The sequence below is a fragment of the Microcoleus sp. A003_D6 genome (assembly GCF_036702825.1).
GTDB lineage: Bacteria > Cyanobacteriota > Cyanobacteriia > Cyanobacteriales > Microcoleaceae > Microcoleus.
On record NZ_JAUBWA010000133.1, the window covers coordinates 1 to 17610 of the forward strand.

General features: G+C 46.2%; 25 protein-coding genes. 18 read left to right on the forward strand and 7 right to left on the reverse strand.

Going from position 1 to position 17610, the window contains the following annotated elements; translation table 11 throughout:
• Positions 1-157: 157 nt before the first annotated feature.
• Both QUB70_RS26815 and QUB70_RS26820 read left to right on the forward strand, forming a co-directional pair.
• Positions 158-634 carry a hypothetical protein gene (locus tag QUB70_RS26815; protein ID WP_332984539.1) on the forward strand — a complete coding sequence of 159 codons (477 nt, stop codon included), beginning with the start codon at positions 158-160 and terminating at the stop codon, positions 632-634.
• Positions 592-954 carry a type II toxin-antitoxin system PemK/MazF family toxin gene (locus tag QUB70_RS26820; RefSeq protein ID WP_332984540.1) on the forward strand — a complete coding sequence of 121 codons (363 nt, stop codon included), beginning with the start codon at positions 592-594 and terminating at the stop codon, positions 952-954. The genes QUB70_RS26815 and QUB70_RS26820 overlap by 43 nt, the downstream gene beginning before the upstream one ends.
• A gap of 109 nt (positions 955-1063) precedes the next feature.
• On the opposite strand, the gene QUB70_RS26825 is transcribed toward QUB70_RS26820, so the two are convergent.
• Together QUB70_RS26825 and QUB70_RS26830 are read right to left on the reverse strand one after the other, a co-directional pair.
• The gene (locus QUB70_RS26825) at positions 1064-1468 is read right to left on the reverse strand and encodes a helix-turn-helix domain-containing protein (protein ID WP_332984542.1); all 405 of its coding nucleotides are present in this window, start codon (positions 1466-1468) and stop codon (positions 1064-1066) included.
• Positions 1452-1751, reverse strand: a complete 300-nt coding sequence (locus QUB70_RS26830) for a type II toxin-antitoxin system HigB family toxin (RefSeq protein WP_332984543.1) — start codon at positions 1749-1751, stop codon at positions 1452-1454. Before QUB70_RS26830 ends, QUB70_RS26825 begins: the two co-directional genes overlap by 17 nt.
• A 423-nt stretch (positions 1752-2174) precedes the next feature.
• Here QUB70_RS26830 and QUB70_RS26835 point away from each other — a divergent pair, with 423 nt between their 5' ends.
• Both QUB70_RS26835 and QUB70_RS26840 read left to right on the forward strand, forming a co-directional pair.
• Entirely contained in the window at positions 2175-2378 is a 204-nt protein-coding gene (locus tag QUB70_RS26835; protein ID WP_332984545.1) for a hypothetical protein, read from the forward strand.
• 82 nt (positions 2379-2460) lie between these two features.
• Positions 2461-2643: a type II toxin-antitoxin system RelE family toxin gene (locus QUB70_RS26840; RefSeq protein ID WP_332984546.1), complete on the forward strand. Its 183-nt coding sequence runs from the start codon at positions 2461-2463 to the stop codon at positions 2641-2643.
• A 153-nt stretch (positions 2644-2796) separates the two neighbouring features.
• Here QUB70_RS26840 and QUB70_RS26845 read toward each other — a convergent pair whose 3' ends face one another.
• Positions 2797-3828 (reverse strand): adenosine kinase, encoded by a 1032-nt coding sequence (locus tag QUB70_RS26845; RefSeq protein WP_332984547.1) that lies wholly within the window; start codon positions 3826-3828, stop codon positions 2797-2799.
• Positions 3829-3913: 85 nt separating this feature from the next.
• Between QUB70_RS26845 and QUB70_RS26850 the strand changes: the two genes are divergently transcribed.
• The 4 genes from QUB70_RS26850 to QUB70_RS26865 all read left to right on the forward strand — a co-directional run bounded on the left by QUB70_RS26850 (position 3914) and on the right by QUB70_RS26865 (position 7574).
• A complete protein-coding gene (locus QUB70_RS26850; RefSeq protein ID WP_332984548.1) occupies positions 3914-5479 on the forward strand; it encodes a bifunctional aminoglycoside phosphotransferase/ATP-binding protein in 1566 nt (521 codons plus the stop codon).
• A 208-nt stretch (positions 5480-5687) separates the two neighbouring features.
• Entirely contained in the window at positions 5688-6014 is a 327-nt protein-coding gene (locus tag QUB70_RS26855; RefSeq protein WP_332984550.1) for a hypothetical protein, read from the forward strand.
• A gap of 246 nt (positions 6015-6260) precedes the next feature.
• Entirely contained in the window at positions 6261-7055 is a 795-nt protein-coding gene (locus QUB70_RS26860) for a YdcF family protein (protein ID WP_332984551.1), read from the forward strand.
• Positions 7056-7340: 285 nt separating this feature from the next.
• The gene (locus tag QUB70_RS26865) at positions 7341-7574 is read left to right on the forward strand and encodes a hypothetical protein (RefSeq protein ID WP_190661358.1); all 234 of its coding nucleotides are present in this window, start codon (positions 7341-7343) and stop codon (positions 7572-7574) included.
• Between the two features lie 292 nt (positions 7575-7866).
• Here the strand turns inward: QUB70_RS26865 and QUB70_RS26870 are convergent, their stop codons facing one another.
• From QUB70_RS26870 to QUB70_RS26880, 3 genes are all read right to left on the reverse strand, one after another.
• A complete protein-coding gene (locus tag QUB70_RS26870) occupies positions 7867-8100 on the reverse strand; it encodes a ferredoxin-thioredoxin reductase variable chain (protein ID WP_332984553.1) in 234 nt (77 codons plus the stop codon).
• A 667-nt stretch (positions 8101-8767) separates the two neighbouring features.
• The gene (locus QUB70_RS26875) at positions 8768-11551 is read right to left on the reverse strand and encodes a DUF3536 domain-containing protein (RefSeq protein ID WP_332984554.1); all 2784 of its coding nucleotides are present in this window, start codon (positions 11549-11551) and stop codon (positions 8768-8770) included.
• A 79-nt stretch (positions 11552-11630) separates the two neighbouring features.
• Complete coding sequence (locus QUB70_RS26880) at positions 11631-11879, reverse strand: hypothetical protein (protein WP_332984556.1); 249 nt, start codon at positions 11877-11879, stop codon at positions 11631-11633.
• Between the two features lie 428 nt (positions 11880-12307).
• Between QUB70_RS26880 and QUB70_RS26885 the strand changes: the two genes are divergently transcribed.
• The 9 genes from QUB70_RS26885 (at position 12308) to QUB70_RS26925 (ending at position 15971) form a co-directional block, all read left to right on the forward strand.
• Positions 12308-12451: a hypothetical protein gene (locus QUB70_RS26885; protein ID WP_332984558.1), complete on the forward strand. Its 144-nt coding sequence runs from the start codon at positions 12308-12310 to the stop codon at positions 12449-12451.
• Between the two features lie 109 nt (positions 12452-12560).
• Positions 12561-12821: a DUF4160 domain-containing protein gene (locus QUB70_RS26890; RefSeq protein WP_332984560.1), complete on the forward strand. Its 261-nt coding sequence runs from the start codon at positions 12561-12563 to the stop codon at positions 12819-12821.
• Positions 12822-12824: 3 nt separating this feature from the next.
• Positions 12825-13103 carry a DUF2442 domain-containing protein gene (locus tag QUB70_RS26895; protein ID WP_332984561.1) on the forward strand — a complete coding sequence of 93 codons (279 nt, stop codon included), beginning with the start codon at positions 12825-12827 and terminating at the stop codon, positions 13101-13103.
• Positions 13100-13603 (forward strand): DUF4365 domain-containing protein, encoded by a 504-nt coding sequence (locus QUB70_RS26900; protein ID WP_332984562.1) that lies wholly within the window; start codon positions 13100-13102, stop codon positions 13601-13603. The genes QUB70_RS26895 and QUB70_RS26900 overlap by 4 nt, the downstream gene beginning before the upstream one ends.
• Positions 13600-14142 carry a hypothetical protein gene (locus QUB70_RS26905; RefSeq protein ID WP_332984563.1) on the forward strand — a complete coding sequence of 181 codons (543 nt, stop codon included), beginning with the start codon at positions 13600-13602 and terminating at the stop codon, positions 14140-14142. Before QUB70_RS26900 ends, QUB70_RS26905 begins: the two co-directional genes overlap by 4 nt.
• A 190-nt stretch (positions 14143-14332) precedes the next feature.
• Entirely contained in the window at positions 14333-14593 is a 261-nt protein-coding gene (locus QUB70_RS26910) for a DUF4160 domain-containing protein (protein ID WP_332984565.1), read from the forward strand.
• Positions 14594-14596: 3 nt separating this feature from the next.
• Positions 14597-14878 carry a DUF2442 domain-containing protein gene (locus QUB70_RS26915; protein ID WP_332984566.1) on the forward strand — a complete coding sequence of 94 codons (282 nt, stop codon included), beginning with the start codon at positions 14597-14599 and terminating at the stop codon, positions 14876-14878.
• A 56-nt stretch (positions 14879-14934) separates the two neighbouring features.
• On the forward strand, positions 14935-15432 hold the full coding sequence (locus QUB70_RS26920; protein ID WP_332984567.1) for a DUF4365 domain-containing protein: 498 nt from the start codon (positions 14935-14937) through the stop codon (positions 15430-15432).
• Positions 15429-15971, forward strand: coding sequence for a hypothetical protein (locus QUB70_RS26925; RefSeq protein WP_332984569.1), 543 nt, complete (start codon positions 15429-15431; stop codon positions 15969-15971). Before QUB70_RS26920 ends, QUB70_RS26925 begins: the two co-directional genes overlap by 4 nt.
• A 154-nt stretch (positions 15972-16125) precedes the next feature.
• On the opposite strand, the gene QUB70_RS26930 is transcribed toward QUB70_RS26925, so the two are convergent.
• Complete coding sequence (locus QUB70_RS26930) at positions 16126-16941, reverse strand: alpha/beta fold hydrolase (RefSeq protein WP_332984570.1); 816 nt, start codon at positions 16939-16941, stop codon at positions 16126-16128.
• Positions 16942-17156: 215 nt separating this feature from the next.
• Between QUB70_RS26930 and QUB70_RS32800 the strand changes: the two genes are divergently transcribed.
• Entirely contained in the window at positions 17157-17522 is a 366-nt protein-coding gene (locus QUB70_RS32800; RefSeq protein WP_442927836.1) for a transposase family protein, read from the forward strand.
• Positions 17523-17610 lie beyond the last annotated feature (88 nt).

The following is a 17610-nucleotide window of genomic DNA, read 5'->3' on the forward strand; positions in this document are numbered from 1 at the left end:
ATCTTGCACACTTTCAGCGCCGTCACGAGCCAAAGTCTTTTGATGTAAGGGTTTTAGGCTTTTTCAGCAAGCCCTAATTAGGTATGATTCAAAAATAATACTATTATAGCCAAAACGGAGACATTCATAAGCTCGATCGCTTTGAAATTTTCATAAAGTGCGATCTGTAGCTATCCCGATCGTGAATCGACCTTTCCCCCATCCGCGTCCATCAACGTGCATCTGCGGTTCAAAAGAGCGATCGCCCTTACGTCAAAAAGATATCTCGCCCTTTCCCGCATCCGCGTCCATCAGCGTGCATCTGCGGTTCAAAAGAGCGATCGCCAGTCCCTTTTCCCATACAGCTAATAAAAAATTGTCGCTTCAGCCAATCATTGCTAAAATAGACACAAATAATAATGCCTATAAGCCAATGAGCGACATCTCTATCTGCCTACCAGATGACTTACTCATATACATCAATCAAAAAGTACAAAACCCCAATTCTTTGATAGAATCTCTTTTGCAACAATGGCGAAAACAGCAAGAAAACCAAGCTTTAGCAGAAGCTTGCAAGCTAATTGACGAACTAGATTTAGGATGGAATGAGGAATGGCAAACTCAAGCGATTACCGACTGGGAAGCATCTGGATAGCTAGATTCGATCCGTCAGTCGGAACAGAAATACGCAAAACGCGACCTGCGTTAGTAATTTCTGGTACGCTGTTTAACGAGCGGCGCAGCAAAGTGACAGTTTTGCCATTTACCTCAGCTCGTCCTCACGATCCTCGGATTTCCGCTGCTGTGATATTAGTACCTGCATCCCCACAAAATGGCTTAAATGCAGATAGCTTGCTAGTCTGTGTCGATCCCATGACTTTCGACAAAACGAGATTAGTACAACAAGTCGGCCAATTGGAATCGGAGCTATTTTCCCAAGCTCAAGAGATTTTGCAACGCTATCTGGAATTATAGCGATCGTCATTTCCCCCATCCGCGTCCATCCGCGTGTATCTGCGGTTCAAAAAGTGCGATCGGCTTTCATCCATTCGCTTTTATCTGCTTACATCTGCCCTTAAAAAGCCTAATTAGTAAACAAACTCGGCTCTACATAAAAAAAACTACCCAGAATCACAGCCTGCTCTTTGCTGATATCTCGCTCACCATTAACCAAGGCATACACTCCTTCTTCAGAGCCAATAATTCCCATCAAATCCGCAGGTTTTAGCGAGCGCTGTTCTATCAAAAAAAGTAACAATGAATGAGGTGTCGCTGCGACTCCCGGTGCATAATATTCTTGCTCAAATTTTTCAATCAATGCAATCAACAATTCATATAACTCATCTTCTTCTGGAGTGCGATCGCGACGGTGCATTAACTCTTCCACAATAGCCAAAGCCTTTTCATTCTCAGCTTCTGTTCTAATGATTTTCGGCTGATACTGAGACAATAACTCTGTGTACTTATCTGGATTAAAAATAAGGGTCATTTTTCCAGTTCTCCTTATCATACTCAGCATGAGTAAGAATGTATTTGATATAAATCAATTGGCTTTTATAATCGATACTAACTATTAATCTATAATTGTTGCCTTTGATGTTGAAAACGGTAAAATCTCCAACTGCTTCTGCTTTAGGAAAAACAGATTGCACCTCAACTAAATTTGACCATTTGGCTTTCGTAGCAATTTTAAACCAGTTATCTAATCCTTCCCGACAATCAGCATGACTTTCGCTATATTCACGCACTCGCCGATAGCTGATTATGTGCATCTGCTATATTTGGCAATTTTAACTAAATTCCATCTTAGCTAAACCAATTTATTTTGTCAATAGTGGATGTGCCGAGCGCTATAGAAGCTCTTCAATAACTCAAACAGATTATCAGTCAGTATATTTTGCAAAAATGACAAAAATCAAGGATTAAACAACCTAGATGTAGGTTTTATTGTCCTACTGCTACCTGAGTGCGATCGCCCTTTCCCCCATCCGCGTCCATCAGCGTGCATCTGCGGTTCAAAAGAGCGATCGACCTTACCATAGAATTATCAGAGCTTTCGGAGGTACAGTTTAATCAGGAGCCTCCAAATGATTTAAAAACGCTGGCGCGAGTGGTGAATTGTCCGTCCCGATTTAGGAGCGCGCTGTTAAAATAGAAGCATCATTCCCTCCCAACCCATCAATACATCAAAATCTATGAAAATAGAAGACTACCCACTTGCCAAAGAATTAATATTCGATACCGAAGGCAACATCAGTCAAGTCATTCTCAACTATACCGACTATCAGTATCTCGTAGAGGCGATCGAAGATAGAGGACTTCTCCAGGCTATGCGCCAAGTAAAAGATGAAAAGCCGTTAAGTTTACAAGAAGCACTTGACGAACTTGATAAAGAATGAAAGTAGAATATTTGCCATGTTTTTTAAACGATTTAAAAGCTCTTAAAAGTGCGTCTTTGAGCAAGTCAAAGCGATCGTTTTTGTGGAAATTCCCAATGTTACTGATTTACAGACAATTATTAACTTAAAAACATTAAAAGGCGATGACAATGCCTATCGGCTTCGGGTTGGCGACTATCGAATAGGTTTTTATTTGGATGGCGAGACTATTACTTTTGTTAGGGTTCTCCACCGGAAAGACATTTATCGCTACTTTCCACCATAAATCTGTTTTCCAGATACCTTGAATTGGCTTATGTGCCAGATCCCTTTCCCCCATCAGCATCCATTGTGGCACGGGCGTCCCGCCTGTGAGTTCTCTGCGCTTCAAAAGAGCGATCGCCCTTAACACAAAAAGTGCGATCGCCCATTTTAATTCCTAACCAGAAATCACCTCACTCAAAAGATGAGCCTGAGAACCCTCAAGCCGAGGCCCGTGAATCTGCACCACCCTAGAAGCCAAGAAATTGCCCCAACGAGCCGCTTGTACAGAACTCAAACCGTTAGTAATTCCAAACAAAACACCGCCGGCAAAAGCGTCCCCAGCACCCACAGTATCGATCGCCTTTACCGGAAATCCAGCCACATCAACAATCTGTTTTTTCTCCACCACCGTGCAGCCTTTATCCCCATTCGTGATAAAAGCCAAATCCGAAATCTCGCTCATTTTCCGAGCGCACTCTTCCAGAGATTCCTCCTTAAAAAAGCTCCGAACTTCATCAGCATTACAAAAAATTACATCGCAATATTCCGAAACCACCTTGTGAAAATCATCAGCAAAGCGATCGACTAAAAAGCCATCCGAAAAAGTAAAAGCCACCTTCACACCCAGACGCTTAGACTGTTCCATCGTCTCAATGCTAGCCTTTCTCGGATCGGGAGCATCCCAAAGATAGCCCTCAACATAACTGTACTTGCAGTGAGCCAGCCGATCGACATCAATATCCGCCGCAGCCAGAGTAGTAGAAACACCCAAATTAGTACACATCGTGCGTTCCGCATCCGGCGTAGTCAGCACTACACAAGTACCAGTGGGCTCGTTCGACTCAGCAGCAGGATGCACGTTAAAATCAATCCCCGCCGCCAGCAAATCTTGCCGGTAAAATTCCCCGTTAGTATCCTTAGCAACCTTCCCCGAATAATACGCTTTACCGCCGCTCTGAGCCAAACCAATCATCGTATTTGCCGCCGAACCCCCCGATCGCATTTGCAGCGAATTGTGCTCTAAATCGTGCAAAATCCCCCCCTGCGTTTCCGAATTCATCAGCGTCATCCCGCCGCGATTCAGCCCGTGGCCCAGTACAAAATCATCTTCCACCAATGCTAAGATGTCCACTAGGGCATTGCCTACGCCAAACACATCCACCGAACGGGAATCTTGATTGTTTTCTGCTTGATTATTTTCTGTCATCGCTGCTTTTGGGTTTACACTAACTATCAACTCTATAATAAATTTGATTCAAGTCAACATCTAAAATCCCAAATCTAAAATCGCTATGACTGATACTTGTCTCCCACCTCTGATTCAGCAAATGTTGCAGCCCGGATTTTACCCGCACGGGGTAACAGAACCAGTGCAGCTAATTCAGACTCACGCTTCCTTTGTCCTGCTGACAGGAGATTATACTTACAAAATCAAGAAACCAGTCAATTTTGGCTTTTTGGACTATTCAAGCTTGGAGAAACGGCAGCATTTTTGCACCCAAGAGTTGCTGATGAATCGGCGGACTGCACCGGAAATTTACCTGGAAGTTTTGCCAATTGTTCAAAGGGGCGATTTGTTTGGACTTTGCAGCAACTTACCTGCTATAATTCCTACCGAGATTGCTGTAGAATACGCACTGAAAATGCGGGAGTTTCCTCAAGATTCGCTGTTGCTCAGTTTGTTGGGACGAGGACTGTTGACCGAGCAACTTATGGCAGACTTAGGGCGCGAAGTTGCCAACTTTCACAGCACGGCAATTAGTAATAGCTACATTCGCACATTTGGCGAAGTCAGTCAGATTCGCAAAGCGATAGAAAACAATTACCTGCTTTCGCAAAAATATATCGGCGGGCCGCAGACTCAGACACAATATCAGGAAACTAAAGATTATACGGATGCGTTTTTTGAGGAAAATCAAGAGTTATTTGACCTGCGGATTGCCCAAAATAAAATTCGCGAGTGCCACGGAGATTTGCACTTGCGGAATATAGCACTGTGGCAAAATAAAATATTGCTGTTCGATTGCATTGAATTTAACGAGCCTTTTCGCTTTGTTGATGTCATGTACGATGTGGCTTTTACAGTAATGGATTTGGAATCCCGGGGGCGCAGAGATTTAGGCAATGTTTTTCTCAATACTTACATCGAACAAACAGGCGATTGGGAAGGACTGCAACTGCTACCGCTGTATTTGAGCCGTCAAGCTTATGTTAGAGCAAAAGTAACTTCGTTAATGTTGGACGATCCCGCTATTTCAACTGCCCAAAAAGCAGAGATTTCACAGACAGCAGCTCATTACTATAAATTAGCTTGGGAATACACAAAACCGCACCGAGGAAAGTTAATTTTAATGTCGGGTTTGTCGGGTTCTGGCAAGAGTACAGCAGCTCGATATTTGGCTCGCCGCACTGGGGCAATTCATATTCGCTCCGATGCTGTTCGCAAACATTTAGGCGGGATTTCTTTAAATGAACGCGGGGGGCAAGATTTGTACTCGGAGGAAATGACTGACCAGACTTATGGTAGATTGTTAGAGTTGGGGATAATTCTGGCTGACCGAGGTTGGGATGTGATTTTAGATGCAAAGTTCGATCGCCAAAACTTGAGAACCGATGCAATTAATCAGGCTAAATCCCGCGGCTTACCCCTGCAAATCATTTACTGCACGGCACCAATTGAAGTATTGCGAGAACGCCTGCAACAGCGCAGGGGCGATATTGCTGACGCGACAGCCGAACTATTGAGTTCGCAGCAAGCAGCTTTTGAACCTTTTACAGAATTAGAGCAAATTTCTGTAAACATTGTAGATACGGCGCAAGACTTAGAGCTACAATTAAACTTGATTTGTGGCGAGTAGTTGCAGATCGATCGCCTATGCGAATTTGATTGTCTGCTAATATTGTCAATATCTTTCTGTTTTATTACCAGAAAGAATTGGTTTAAAGCCGGAACCGATAAGCGGGAGAAATTAAAATAAGACTATTCATTACTCCAATCCTCGGACTTCTAGGTAGAGGTCGCTGTCAACTGTCAACTGTCAACTGTCAACTGTCAACTGAAAGCTTATGCCAAAATTTACCGGAGACTCCAAGGGGTTTAGCCCCGCGCTGATATGGTTTGTGTTGTTTACCGTTGGTTTTCGCTTAGTAGGATGTAAGCTGCCCCTGAGTCTCGGCCTTGGTGTGCTCGGCGGCGTGGCAGCAGGTTTAATTGTCGCTTGGTGGCACAACGAACTACTACTCAATCCGAATATGCGTTCCAAGGATAAAACCTCGGATGCTATCCTCAATAAAGAAGTAGTGGAAACGGAGGGCAAACTATATAGCAAAACCCCTAGGCGTGAAGCTGCTACATTCTTTGACTGGTTGTCTGCGCCAGAGGATCGTCGCTAGCTTTAGTCATTAGTCATCAGTCATCAGTCATCAGTCATTAATCATTAGTCATTAGTCATTAGTCATTAGTCATTAATCATTAGTCATTAGTCATTAGTCATTAGTCATTAGTCATCAGTCATCAGTCATCAGTCATCAGTCATTAGTCATCAGTCATTAGTCATTAGTCACTAATCCTATTCGTCCCAATACCCAATACTTCGGCTACGCGATCGTATCAGTTCCAAATGCCAAATTCCCAATTGAATGTTTGTATTTCTGTCGAAACTCCTGCCGCTGTTTATTTATCCTTTGGGGTTGAGTTGCCTGTTAATGATGGCGGCTTTAATCACACTTTGGAAGCGTCCAAAATGGGCGGCGGCGCCAATTGCTGCGGCTCTAATTATTTTACTTCTCGGAAGTAGCGGTTGGGTTTCAAAATCGTTAGTTCGATCGCTCGAATGGCAAAACTTACCAACCGCCGAACTCCCCCAAGCTGAAGCGATTATCGTCTTGGGCGGCGGTGTCAAAGCAGCTTTACCTCCCCGTCCTTGGGTAGAATTAGGGGAAGCGGGCGATCGAATAATCTACGGTTCCCGACTTTACAAGCAAGGCAAAGCTCCCCTGCTAATTCTCAGCGGCGGTAGAGTAGATTGGAAAGGCGGGGGCTCTCCAGAATCGGCAGATATGGCAGAAATTGCCCAAACAATGGGCGTACCTGCATCAACAATTCTGCAAGACCCCGATTCACACAACACTTATCAAAATGCCGTCAACGTGCGGAAAATTTTAGATGCTAAAGCTATAAAAGGGCCGGTTTTGCTAGTGACATCGGCGATGCACATGACTCGATCGCTCTTGATTTTCCAGCGTCAGGGAATAAAAGCAATTGCCGCACCAACAGACTTTCAGATGACGCAGCAGGCTATCGCAGCATCCGAAAGCAATTGGCAAGCATTCGCCTTGGATTTATTGCCGGATACCTATCAGTTACACCAGTCAACTAAAGCTTTGAAAGAATACATCGGCTTAATCGTTTATCGGCTGCGGGGATGGCTTTAAGAGATTTTAGATTTTAAATTTTGGATTTTAGATTGAAGAATTTAAACTAATATCAAATCCGGTTGCATCTCAATTGTAGGGGCGGGCGGGTTTATATAATTTGTCTATACTTATCAAATATCTGGGCGAACCCGCCCCTACAAAACTTCATTAGATAAAATTCCGAATCAAACGGATACGATCTAAAATCTGAAATCTAAAATCTAAAATCTAAAATCCTATGATTTAGTGTGTTAGCTTAAAGTCATTACAGCAAATATTAGCCACACTCTCCCCCAAACAATCATGCTGCCCCACGAGTTGCAAAATATTGCCCCAGAACCGACTCCCGCGGCCGAAATTTTTCAGAGACACCAAATTGTCCGCGAGTTTTACGAGGAAATTAAGTACCGTCAAGAACTAGAACTTCACTGCCAGTGGTACTACGCTACAGCCAAGCAGCATCAGCAGGAATTGCAGAAAATGCAGGGAGATTTGAATATATTCGGTTGGTTCAGCCGCGGACGGTCGAAAAATTAAGGATGAAACAAAAAAAGATGGTTTGTAGTAAGGAATTTAGTTCTGCCGATCGACTAAAAGCTACAGAAAAAACTGAACTCCTCACTACAAATTCTACAACAGCTATATGACTCCCGCCCGAAAACGGATAATTGCTTTCCGACAGGAGTATTGATCTGCCCAAAATCTTAGACCATAGTTCAAGCCTCCAGATTCATCTGTGGAGTAAATCTAAAATCTAAAATCTAAAATCTAAAATCGACTGACGGGATTTGATATTGTCTTTGGGCTCCGGCTTCAACTTTTGAGACAGCTAGAGTTCCGAAGATATTACTTCGACCTCATCCTCTTTCAGGTGAGCTTTAAATTTTTTGTCAAACTGAACTAGAACCGGCCAATTGGCACTGACAGGTCGGCCGTGCCATTCGTGAACGATCGCCACGATTTCTCCTTCCATACCCTTAATATCAAATGGTTGATTGCGATTTTGAGGGTGGTGGTAGACAACAACAGAGTTTTTAATGCAAACGCGATCGCCAACTTTCATCAAAATTATGGGTAGAAACCCCGTCCTTTTAGGACGGCTTTATATTTTTAATTACTACCGCCTTGGGACTGGTTGAGTCGGTGTACTTTTGTATTGCACTTTCAACGGGACAGTTACCGTTTCAAATCTCCCAATCCTGTACGCATAGTATTTTGCTCCGAAGAGCCTCCCTTGCGGGGTAATGTTAGCTTGTCGGTCAATGTTTTCTAAGCTTGTTAGGCTAGCAGCACTGTTCCAGTGACCTTAGAACTGTTTAACCACTAGCGACAGAGCAAGGGACTAGCTTCGTATCCCAGGGTGTCGTGACTCAAAAAACGTAGTCAGTTAAGACTTAGGCCCGTCAGAATGGCTTGTTAGATTTCTCTTTCAAGCCTCATGCCGTCGGGGCTGAGGTTCCTGACAAATTTAAACTTAGTGTTCTTTCTTCAAAACTCTACAAAGCCTGCAAGTGCAGAACACCTATACGCTTTGGGGACAGTCTTTTTATCTTCCCACATAAGTAGAGCGAAAACTTAAACAAAGTTGGCGGTTCCCTGTCGGTGCTTCGATCCCCAGCCGCGATCCCGGCAAACCGAAATGCCGGTGATTCTCGGTCTATCCCGCAGGCCCGATCGGGATTTAAACCCCGAGCTGGCGGATTTTCAAGCGCGAAAATTGATTTGGTTGGCTAATCGAGAAGCGATCGACTTAACTGGTTCAACCAACACTCAACATCAACAGCCAGAGTTTGACCCAACTCCAGCAACTGCCGGATCGAAGGCAACTCCCAGCCGCCGTCTGGTCGGGCGATATCCAAGGCAACGGGCTCGACCGCACTTTCGGCCACCGAAGCAGCTCGCCGTTGCAGCCAGCCCAAACACAGAGGCACAATTTGGCTGTACAGAGAATGGAAATACAGTTCCTGCGATTTGTCCAAACACAAACCCAGACTCAGCCGATCGCCCACAGCAATCAAACGCTCGATCGTGCGGATATCAGCTTCCAACTTGACAGGCGATCGGTCCTCTACGCCCGATCCTGCTTGCAGCAGCGCGTCTAGCGATCGCCAAACCAGCTTTTCCAAAATTTGCTTGACTTCGGGAACGTTCAACCGACAGCGGAGATGACCGCTTTCAGTGGCGATCGCCTCAATTTCTGCCAGCAGCGCCTCCGGGTTCTCGGTTTCCAGTTCCAGGGCCTTGGCCGCCGTCAAACAGCGGTGTCCCAAAGCCACCTCCGCCGCCACCTGCAACTCTACCGGCACCGGGAGTTCGTCGCGGTGGAACGCCATCATCACCCCGTAATTTTCGCGGTAAACCTGAGTGTAAAGCTGATCCAAGCGAGTCAAGTTTTCCTGACTCAGCAACTGCACGATCCGGTGGCGTTCCTCAGCGAATAAATCTCGCAAGCTAAAGGACTGATCCCCAAACAGCCGCACCATTTCCAGAATCGCGTGGGCCGCCGAAGCTTCTTGCATAACTCCAAACAACCGCTCTTTGAGCATAGTGTAAGACCGGCGGCTGCCAAAAGGCTGAATGCAGCAGTGGAAGTCCCAGCCGCCGAGGTGGAACGCAGCAAACACATAAACCTCTGTTTCCCGCGTAATTTCCGAGGTTAACTGCAATTGACCCACAGCCAGAGTCATCGAGCCCATGCGCTGAATTTGGAAATCTTGCTGCTGGGTCTGATAGCAGTAAACTCGCTGTTCGCGCGGAAACTTGGCAAACAGAGAACTGATAGCGTAGTGGGCGGCCACTTGTCTGAGACTAATTTGGGCTGTCACCACCAGTTGGCGGTAAACTTCTGCCCCTGTTTTGAAACAGTCAACGTTGCTGGGTACGAGGGCTAGTCGATCGACAAAATCCTTTTCTAGCTGGATGCCGGTGACTTCCCCCGCCAATTCAAGCGCCCGGGCCGCGTAGCGCAGAATTTGCACGCCTTCTGGCCGCGAGATTTCTTCAAAAAACCAGCCGCAGCTAGTGAACATTAACAGCGTGTGGCGCTGCATTTCCAGCAGTCGCAGGGCGTCCACCTGTTCGGAGGCATCGAGGGGGCGCACTTGATGGCGTTGGAGGAAACTGTCAACGTTAGCGGGCGATCGATCCCGAATGACATAAATATATTCATCTCTGGCTTTCCAGGGATCGCACAACAGCTTGCGCCCCGCTTCTTCGTAAATCGGAATCAGCCGATCGCGCAGCCAATTCAAAGTATCCCGCAAAGGCTTGCGCCACAGCAGGTGCCATCCGCCGCCGCCACCGCAGCCGCAATCATCTTGCCAGCGATCGACCCCGTGAGAGCAACTCCAGGCCGTCACGGGTTTGAGTTCCACTTCCCAAGCGGGAGGATTTTGACTTAAATAATGAGCAAAATTCGTCACCGTCCAGCCGCGGCGGGGAAACTCTTCTGTGAAGGCGTAGGCGAGGCATTTTTCGGTACTGTGTTTGTGGTGGCCGAAAGTTTCGCCGTCCGTCGCCACGCAGATTAATTGAGCCGGTCGGTGGTCTCCCCGTACGGCTTGACCCAAGCGCCCCGCCAAGTGGTGGCTGCTGCTGAGAACGTCATTGAAGCCCATATCCCGCGAGATCGGGCCGTCGTAGAAAAAGATATCAATGTAGGGAGTGTTGGCAGGTGTGGCTGCGGAATTTTGGAAGTGTCTGCGACCAAAATGGTGAGTGCTCAGCGGCGAGAGTTGGTGGTCAGCCATCAACCGCATTTCTGGTTTCAAATAGCAGCGGTACGGGCGAGTCGGATCGATTTGGCCGCCGCCGACTTCGTGCCATTCGGAATTTTCCGCTGGTTCCCCTTCTTGGTTTTGCCCGATTAGCAGGCGGCAGCGTTCGGCTTGGGAGGGGGCTAAGACAATGAAGCGGATGCCTTCAGCGACTAAAACTTCGAGGGTGGCGTAGTCTACGGCGGTTTCGGCGAGCCATATTCCTTCGGGATCGCGATCGAACCGGGAGCGAAAATCAGCGATCCCCCAGCGAATTTGGGTGTATTTGTCTCGCTCGTTAGCCAGCGGCATGATGATGTGATTGTAGACTTGGGCGATCGCGTTGCCGTGACCGTTGAGCCGCTGACAGCTTTTGCGATCGGCTTCCAGAATCCGCTGGTAGACTTCCGGGTCATAGCGTTCGAGCCAGCTCATCAGGGTCGGCCCGATGTTAAAGCTCATATACTCGTAGTTGTTGACGATCCCCGTGACTTCGCCGCGATCGTTGAGTATGCGGGCAAAGGCGTTCGGGCGGTAGCACTCGTTGTCAATGCGTTCGTTCCAGTCGTGGGCGGGGGAGGCGCTGGCTTGGCGTTCGATCGCGTCCAGGTAAGGGTTTTCCCGAGGCGGCTGGTAAAAGTGACCGTGAACCGTCACGCACACCCCAGTTGCAGCAGCCGCACTGCTTTGGGTCGCAGCCGTTACGGTTGGCGAAGACAAAGGTAGCAGATCGGATTGAGTTGTAGAAATCGAAACCATGCGAGCGAATCCTCAAGTAGTTAAAGACAATAAAACCAGCCTAATTACAAACTGAAACCTTACGCAGCAAGAGTTTCAGCTAGGCATCTGTTCGGGCTAAATTTTGGCAGATAAGTTTTGATACATTTGTAGTATTGCGAGCAAAGCATTCGTTCCAAGATGCCAACCGTCGATCCCTGGGTTTTTCTGCCAATGCTTTGCTGTTGAAAGACTTAAAAAAGGTAGCTTTTGCTGCTTTTTGGCACTTGCGACCCATTTCGGGTTCGTGCTTGCAGGGCTGCTGATTGAGATTTTGATTTACATTGCTGGATCTTAAAGTCTTATTCATTAAATAGCAAGTTTTCGCCGGAAAATTTTAAAATTTGGCAATAAATCTTGACGTTTCTGGATATCGGTTTAACGCCCGATGAATTTATAGAGTAAGAGTTTTGCCCGAGTTTCGCATCATACTTTAGGTGCTTTTTACCTAAGTCCTGGAGAAGTTATGCCAGTTGGGTTCGGGCGGGGCAGATTTGCTGCAAATGTACTTTCCAGAAGAGTTGTAACACTTGTGCGGAGTCAAAAGGCAACAAAAAAGCAAAACGGTAAGTGTTAGGTTTTAAATCCTGAGAGGTATGTGAGGGCGGAGGCGGAGGAGGAGGAGGAGGAGGGTTTGGACGAGAAGATGCTGCATCTTCTCGTCCAAACTGGAGAGGCAATTTGCCCAGAGTGCCAAGTTAGAGGCGATGATTCGGGAAAATCTGCGGGGGTAAAGTTATGGGAATTGAGGTATTGCTGAAGTCCGAACGCTCCGATATCCTGAGAATTGCTACTCACCCAGGCGCGTTAAATATGCGAGTTTTTGGTTCAATTGCCAGATGTGAAGCAACAGCAGATAGTGAGGTGGATTTTTTAGTATAATTGGAACCAAAACGCACGTTTTCAGCAATATTAAAGAATGTATTGAGCGGATTTAGTCTTACGAAATCAGGGTAAAAGACGGCGAAATAATTGTATAGGGGACTATCTAATGCCAGAGATCAGCAGATTTTTAGGCATCATCATTACGATGTACTATAACGACCACCCGCCCCCGCACTTTCATGCCCGCTACAATCAACAAAAAGCCATCATTGATATCGAAACCCTCTCAATCCTAGAAGGCAAACTTTCCCCTCGCATCTTAGGATTAGTTGTAGAGTGGGCTGCCCTTCATCAAACAGAACTCATGCAAAACTGGCAACTTGCCAGACTTCAAACACCATTAGAACCTATTGCTCCTTTGGAATAAACAATGCTCAAAGATATTAGCTCAGTTCAACCATTAGAAAACTATCAACTTCACCTCAAATTTGAAGATAACCAAGAGGGAGTAGTTGACATTAGCCAATTAATCGAATTTACCGGAATCTTCGCCCCCCTGCAAGACTTAACTTACTTTAACAAAGTCAAACTAAATCCAGAATGGGGGACAATTTACTGGGAAAATGGAGCGGATTTAGACCCCGATGTTCTCTACTCCATTGTCACCAACCAAATAATATCAACCTATGAAAAAGTTTCCTTCAGATGAACGCCAACACCCAAAAAGAGGAATTTAGCTATGCTTATGTCTATGCGGTAACAGCCGCGGCAAGCTACTCATTCCAAATAGCCCCGCGTCCCTTAGATGCAGAAGGAGTTGACGTAATTATTACAGGTTTGGGACCATCAAAATCAACGCGCCGCCCTCGCCTAGATGTCCAAATAAAATGCACCTCCAGAAAATTACTGGATAATGAAATTATCCGATATCCCCTAGAAGTTAAAAACTATGAAGAATTAAGGCTAGAAAACCCTTTCGTCCCCCGCATTCTGATTATCGTTTTAGTACCCGAAAGCCAAGAGGATTGGTTGCGCCAATCTCAACAAGAACTCTCCCTGCGCTATTGTGGCTACTGGGCATCATTGCGAGGGCTACCGCCCACCCAAAATCAAAACACTGTCACTGTTCAAATACCCATACAAAACATTTTCAACACAGACGCTTTAAAAACTCTCATGCAGCGCATTGAATCAGGAGAACTCCTATGATAGTAACAGTCCGCGACCCCGATATTCTCAAAACCTTAGAACCGCCTCAAGTCGCTGCTTATTTACAAAAACACGGATGGCACGAACAAAGCCGAGACGGTGACAAATCATCGATGTGGACTCGCAAGAATGAAGCAGGCGAAGACTACGAAATTTTGTTAGCTCTAAAACCCGAAGTCAGCGGTTTTGCTCTGCGGATGTACGAAGTCATGGAAACCCTAGAAATTGTCGAAAATCGCTCTCAAATTGAAATATTAGCAGACTTGATCACCTCACTCCCCAATATGACCTTACAGGGAATTGTCATGCAAGTTCACACTCCCAACACCGACAAATTAAGTGGCGAAATAACCTTAATAGGCGTCATTGCTGACAAATTGCGGAAAATTCAAACTTCACTCGCCGACAAAGATTATATCCTGGCGATTAAAGCTTATCAAGAACGCTTACCGATTCTCTGTAGCGGTGACTTAATCAAAGACAACAACGCCTTCATCCTCAAAAACCCCCACAACTTAACTCTCGATGAATTGTGGTAAAACTAACAGATTTTGTCATCTATAGCAATCCTTGCAGGAGTCGTAAATTTTTTACCCCACCCCAGCCCTCCCCGAACCCGCGGGGAGGGAGTAAGAGATTCACAAATGATTTAGGATTGCTATATGGAGCGGATTTAGTCTTACGAAGTCGGGGAAAAGACGCCGAAAGTATTGTATAGGAGACAATCTAATGCCAGAACTCAGCAGATTTTTAGGCATCATCATTACGATGTACTATAACGACCACCCGCCCCCGCACTTTCATGCCCGCTACAATCAACAAAAAGCCATCATTGATATCGAAACCCTCTCAATCCTAGAAGGCAAACTTTCCCCTCGCATCTTAGGATTAGTTGTAGAGTGGGCTGCCCTTCATCAAACAGAACTCATGCAAAACTGGCAACTTGCCAGACTTCAAACACCATTAGAACCTATTGCTCCTTTGGAATAAACAATGCTCAAAGATATTAGCTCAGTTCAACCATTAGAAAACTATCAACTTCACCTCAAATTTGAAGATAACCAAGAGGGAGTAGTTGACATCAGCCAATTAATCGAATTTACCGGAATCTTCGCCCCCCTGCAAGACTTGTCTTACTTTAACCAAGTCAAACTAAATCCAGAATGGGGGACAATTTACTGGGAAAATGGAGCCGATTTAGACCCCGATGTTCTCTACTCCATTGTCACCAACCAACCGATACAAATCAAGGAAACCATAACCAACATGATGTAATTTTATCTACATAGTTAAAACCAAACAGGTTAACAAGAATAATCGCTACGTAAAAAGTGGACATCAACCAACAAAAAGAACAATTCAGCAACGTCTACCTACAAGCTGTCACCACTGTTGCCGGCTATTCCCTCTACAAACCATTCGTAGACGATGACAGCGTAGATTGGGGAGTAGCTGCGAAAGGCGGGACTGGCCCCATTAGAGCGCCTCGCTTAGAATTGCAGTTAAAATCTACATCAAGAGACATCCAAGACGATAACTCCATCCGCTACCCCCTCAAACTCAAAAACTACGACGACTTAAGAATGGATGACTTCGCCATTCCCCGAATTTTAGTTGTCGTTTTAATCCCCGAAACACTCGAAGACTGCTTAACCCAGTCGGAACCAGAACTCTGCATGAGAAGCTGCGGATATTGGAGCTCGCTGCGGGGAATGGCAGACACACAAAATACCAGTGCTGTCACCGTCACCATCCCTAGAACTAACCAATTTACAGTCGCCGCCCTTCAGTCAATTATGGAGGGAATTAGCCAAGGAGTTCAACCATGAAAGTCACCGTAAAAGATAGCCAAACACTCCAAACAATCGAGCTAAATCAACTGAGAAATTACTTACAAACTCACGGCTGGCATGAAGACCAACCTTTCTTAGATAATGCCACACTTTGGCACAAACCAACAGCCGATGCAGAAGAATTTGAAATATTGCTACCTAACCGGGAAAACCTGGGAGATTATGCAGCCCGTATCCGCGAGGCAATCCAAACCCTAGAAAACGCAGAAAATCGCCCTCAAATTGAAATTTTAAGCGAACTACTTACCAGCATTCCCAACACGATAATTCAGGGAATTGTTATGCAAATTCACACGCCAAATACCCAAAAATTAACTGGCGAAATTACTTTCCTCGGCCTGGTAGCTGACAAATTGCGGAAAATTCAAACATCCCTCGCAGACAAAGATTATATCTTGGCGATTAAAGCTTATCAAGAACGCTTACCGATTCTCTGTAGCGGTGACTTAATCAAAGACAACAACGCCTTCATCCTCAAAAACTCCCACAACTTAACCCTCGATGAATTGTGGTAAAACTAACAGATTTTGTCGAAATCTATATTAAACCTCTTGCAAAAATCCTTTTCATCAATTGATGGGACGGGCTCTCCGGCCCATCCCACAAGAGTTATTTTTTCTTGTGGGATGGGCCGGAGAGCCCGTCCTAATTATTTTTGCAAGAGGTCTATTAAACACCTTCCAAACAGATATCAAGTTCCCTAGCAAAGGCCTCTGGCGCATCCAGCATCAGCCAGTGTCCAGTATCGGGTAGCGTAGTTGTCGTCAGTGTGGGACGGAGGACGTGGAGGCTGAACGGAAAAGTGTTTGAGGGAGCAATAATGGCGTGGGCTCGTGTTCCAGGGGCTGCTAGGTAGCGATCGAGAGCATCAACAGCTTCAAAGGCAAACATCCCGCGAGACATTCCAGCCAGACAATCCTGTGGAGTCGCCGCCAAGCAAGCGAGAATTCGATCGCGCGTATCGGCCCTGCTTCCTGTCAGCGCCTCATTGAAGCTGGTTTCCACAGCAGCCCGCCAATCCTCCGTCTCCAGAGCCCTCTGGTAGGGGACGATCCGTGCCTCGTAAACGTCTGCGGGAACTCTGGTAAAGTCTCCAGGTGGGTCTGCTAGAATCAACTGCGCGATGCGGTGCGGTGCGCTGGCTGCTGTGGCGAGGGCAATACAAGCACCGAAACTGTGCCCGACGATCGCCACTCGATCGAGTCCCAGCCCATCCAGTACCGCCAAAACATCCGCTGCACAGGAGGCGGGCGCATAGTTGCCGTCCTCCGGCGGTGCAGAATCACCGTGTCCCCGCATATCAAGGGCGATCGCGCGTCGGGTACGGGCGACACGGGCAAGCTGGACATCCCAGATACTCGCCGAAACCGCCATACCGTGCACGAACACCACCGGCAGCAGTTCCGACTCCCCAGCCGTCACAGGGGGGCTGGCTTCGATGATGTGAATAGTGCCGATCGGTCCTTTGAGAGTTGTCGATCGCATAAAATCTTCTCCTAAGTTTTATAGTCCTGGACGCACGGGTAGTCAGAAACCGGATTTTTCGCAAAAATACTCGGTTATATCAAATCCCTTAACATCGGAATTATGCATCTCTCTCTTCTCTTTCTCTGTGTCCTCTGTGCCCTCTGTGGTTTAATCATTCCGATTCACACAACCAATTTTACCCAGGGCTATTTCATTCTGGTTGAGTAGCTGATATGATAATAAACTATCGTAGTCATTCACATGATCTGTCATGTCTCAAATTGCCATTATCGAAGCCTTCGCAGACCTACCCGATACTCGCCGAAGAGCGGGGCAACGCCATCATCAAGCACTGTGACACCGCCTTGTTTACGTTAGGCGTTGCTGCCGGAAATCGTGGATTTCTGGCGATTGGGGATTGGTTAAAAGCCCATCACGAGCAATTAGTCACTTTATTTGAACCACCCTTCGGGCGATTACCCTCCTACAGCACAATTCGGCGGACATTACTGCGGTTAGAGTATCAGACTTATTCCGGTTGTTTATCGAGGTTTTTGGGAATTCAACCAATCAGGGTAAGCTCATCTAATTTGGTATAAATTGTACTTGAAAAAAATCCAAGATATCCATAGTAGCTTTCGCGTTAGTCAGGGTTCTATAATGCATTAAAAGCTAAGTCATCAAAAG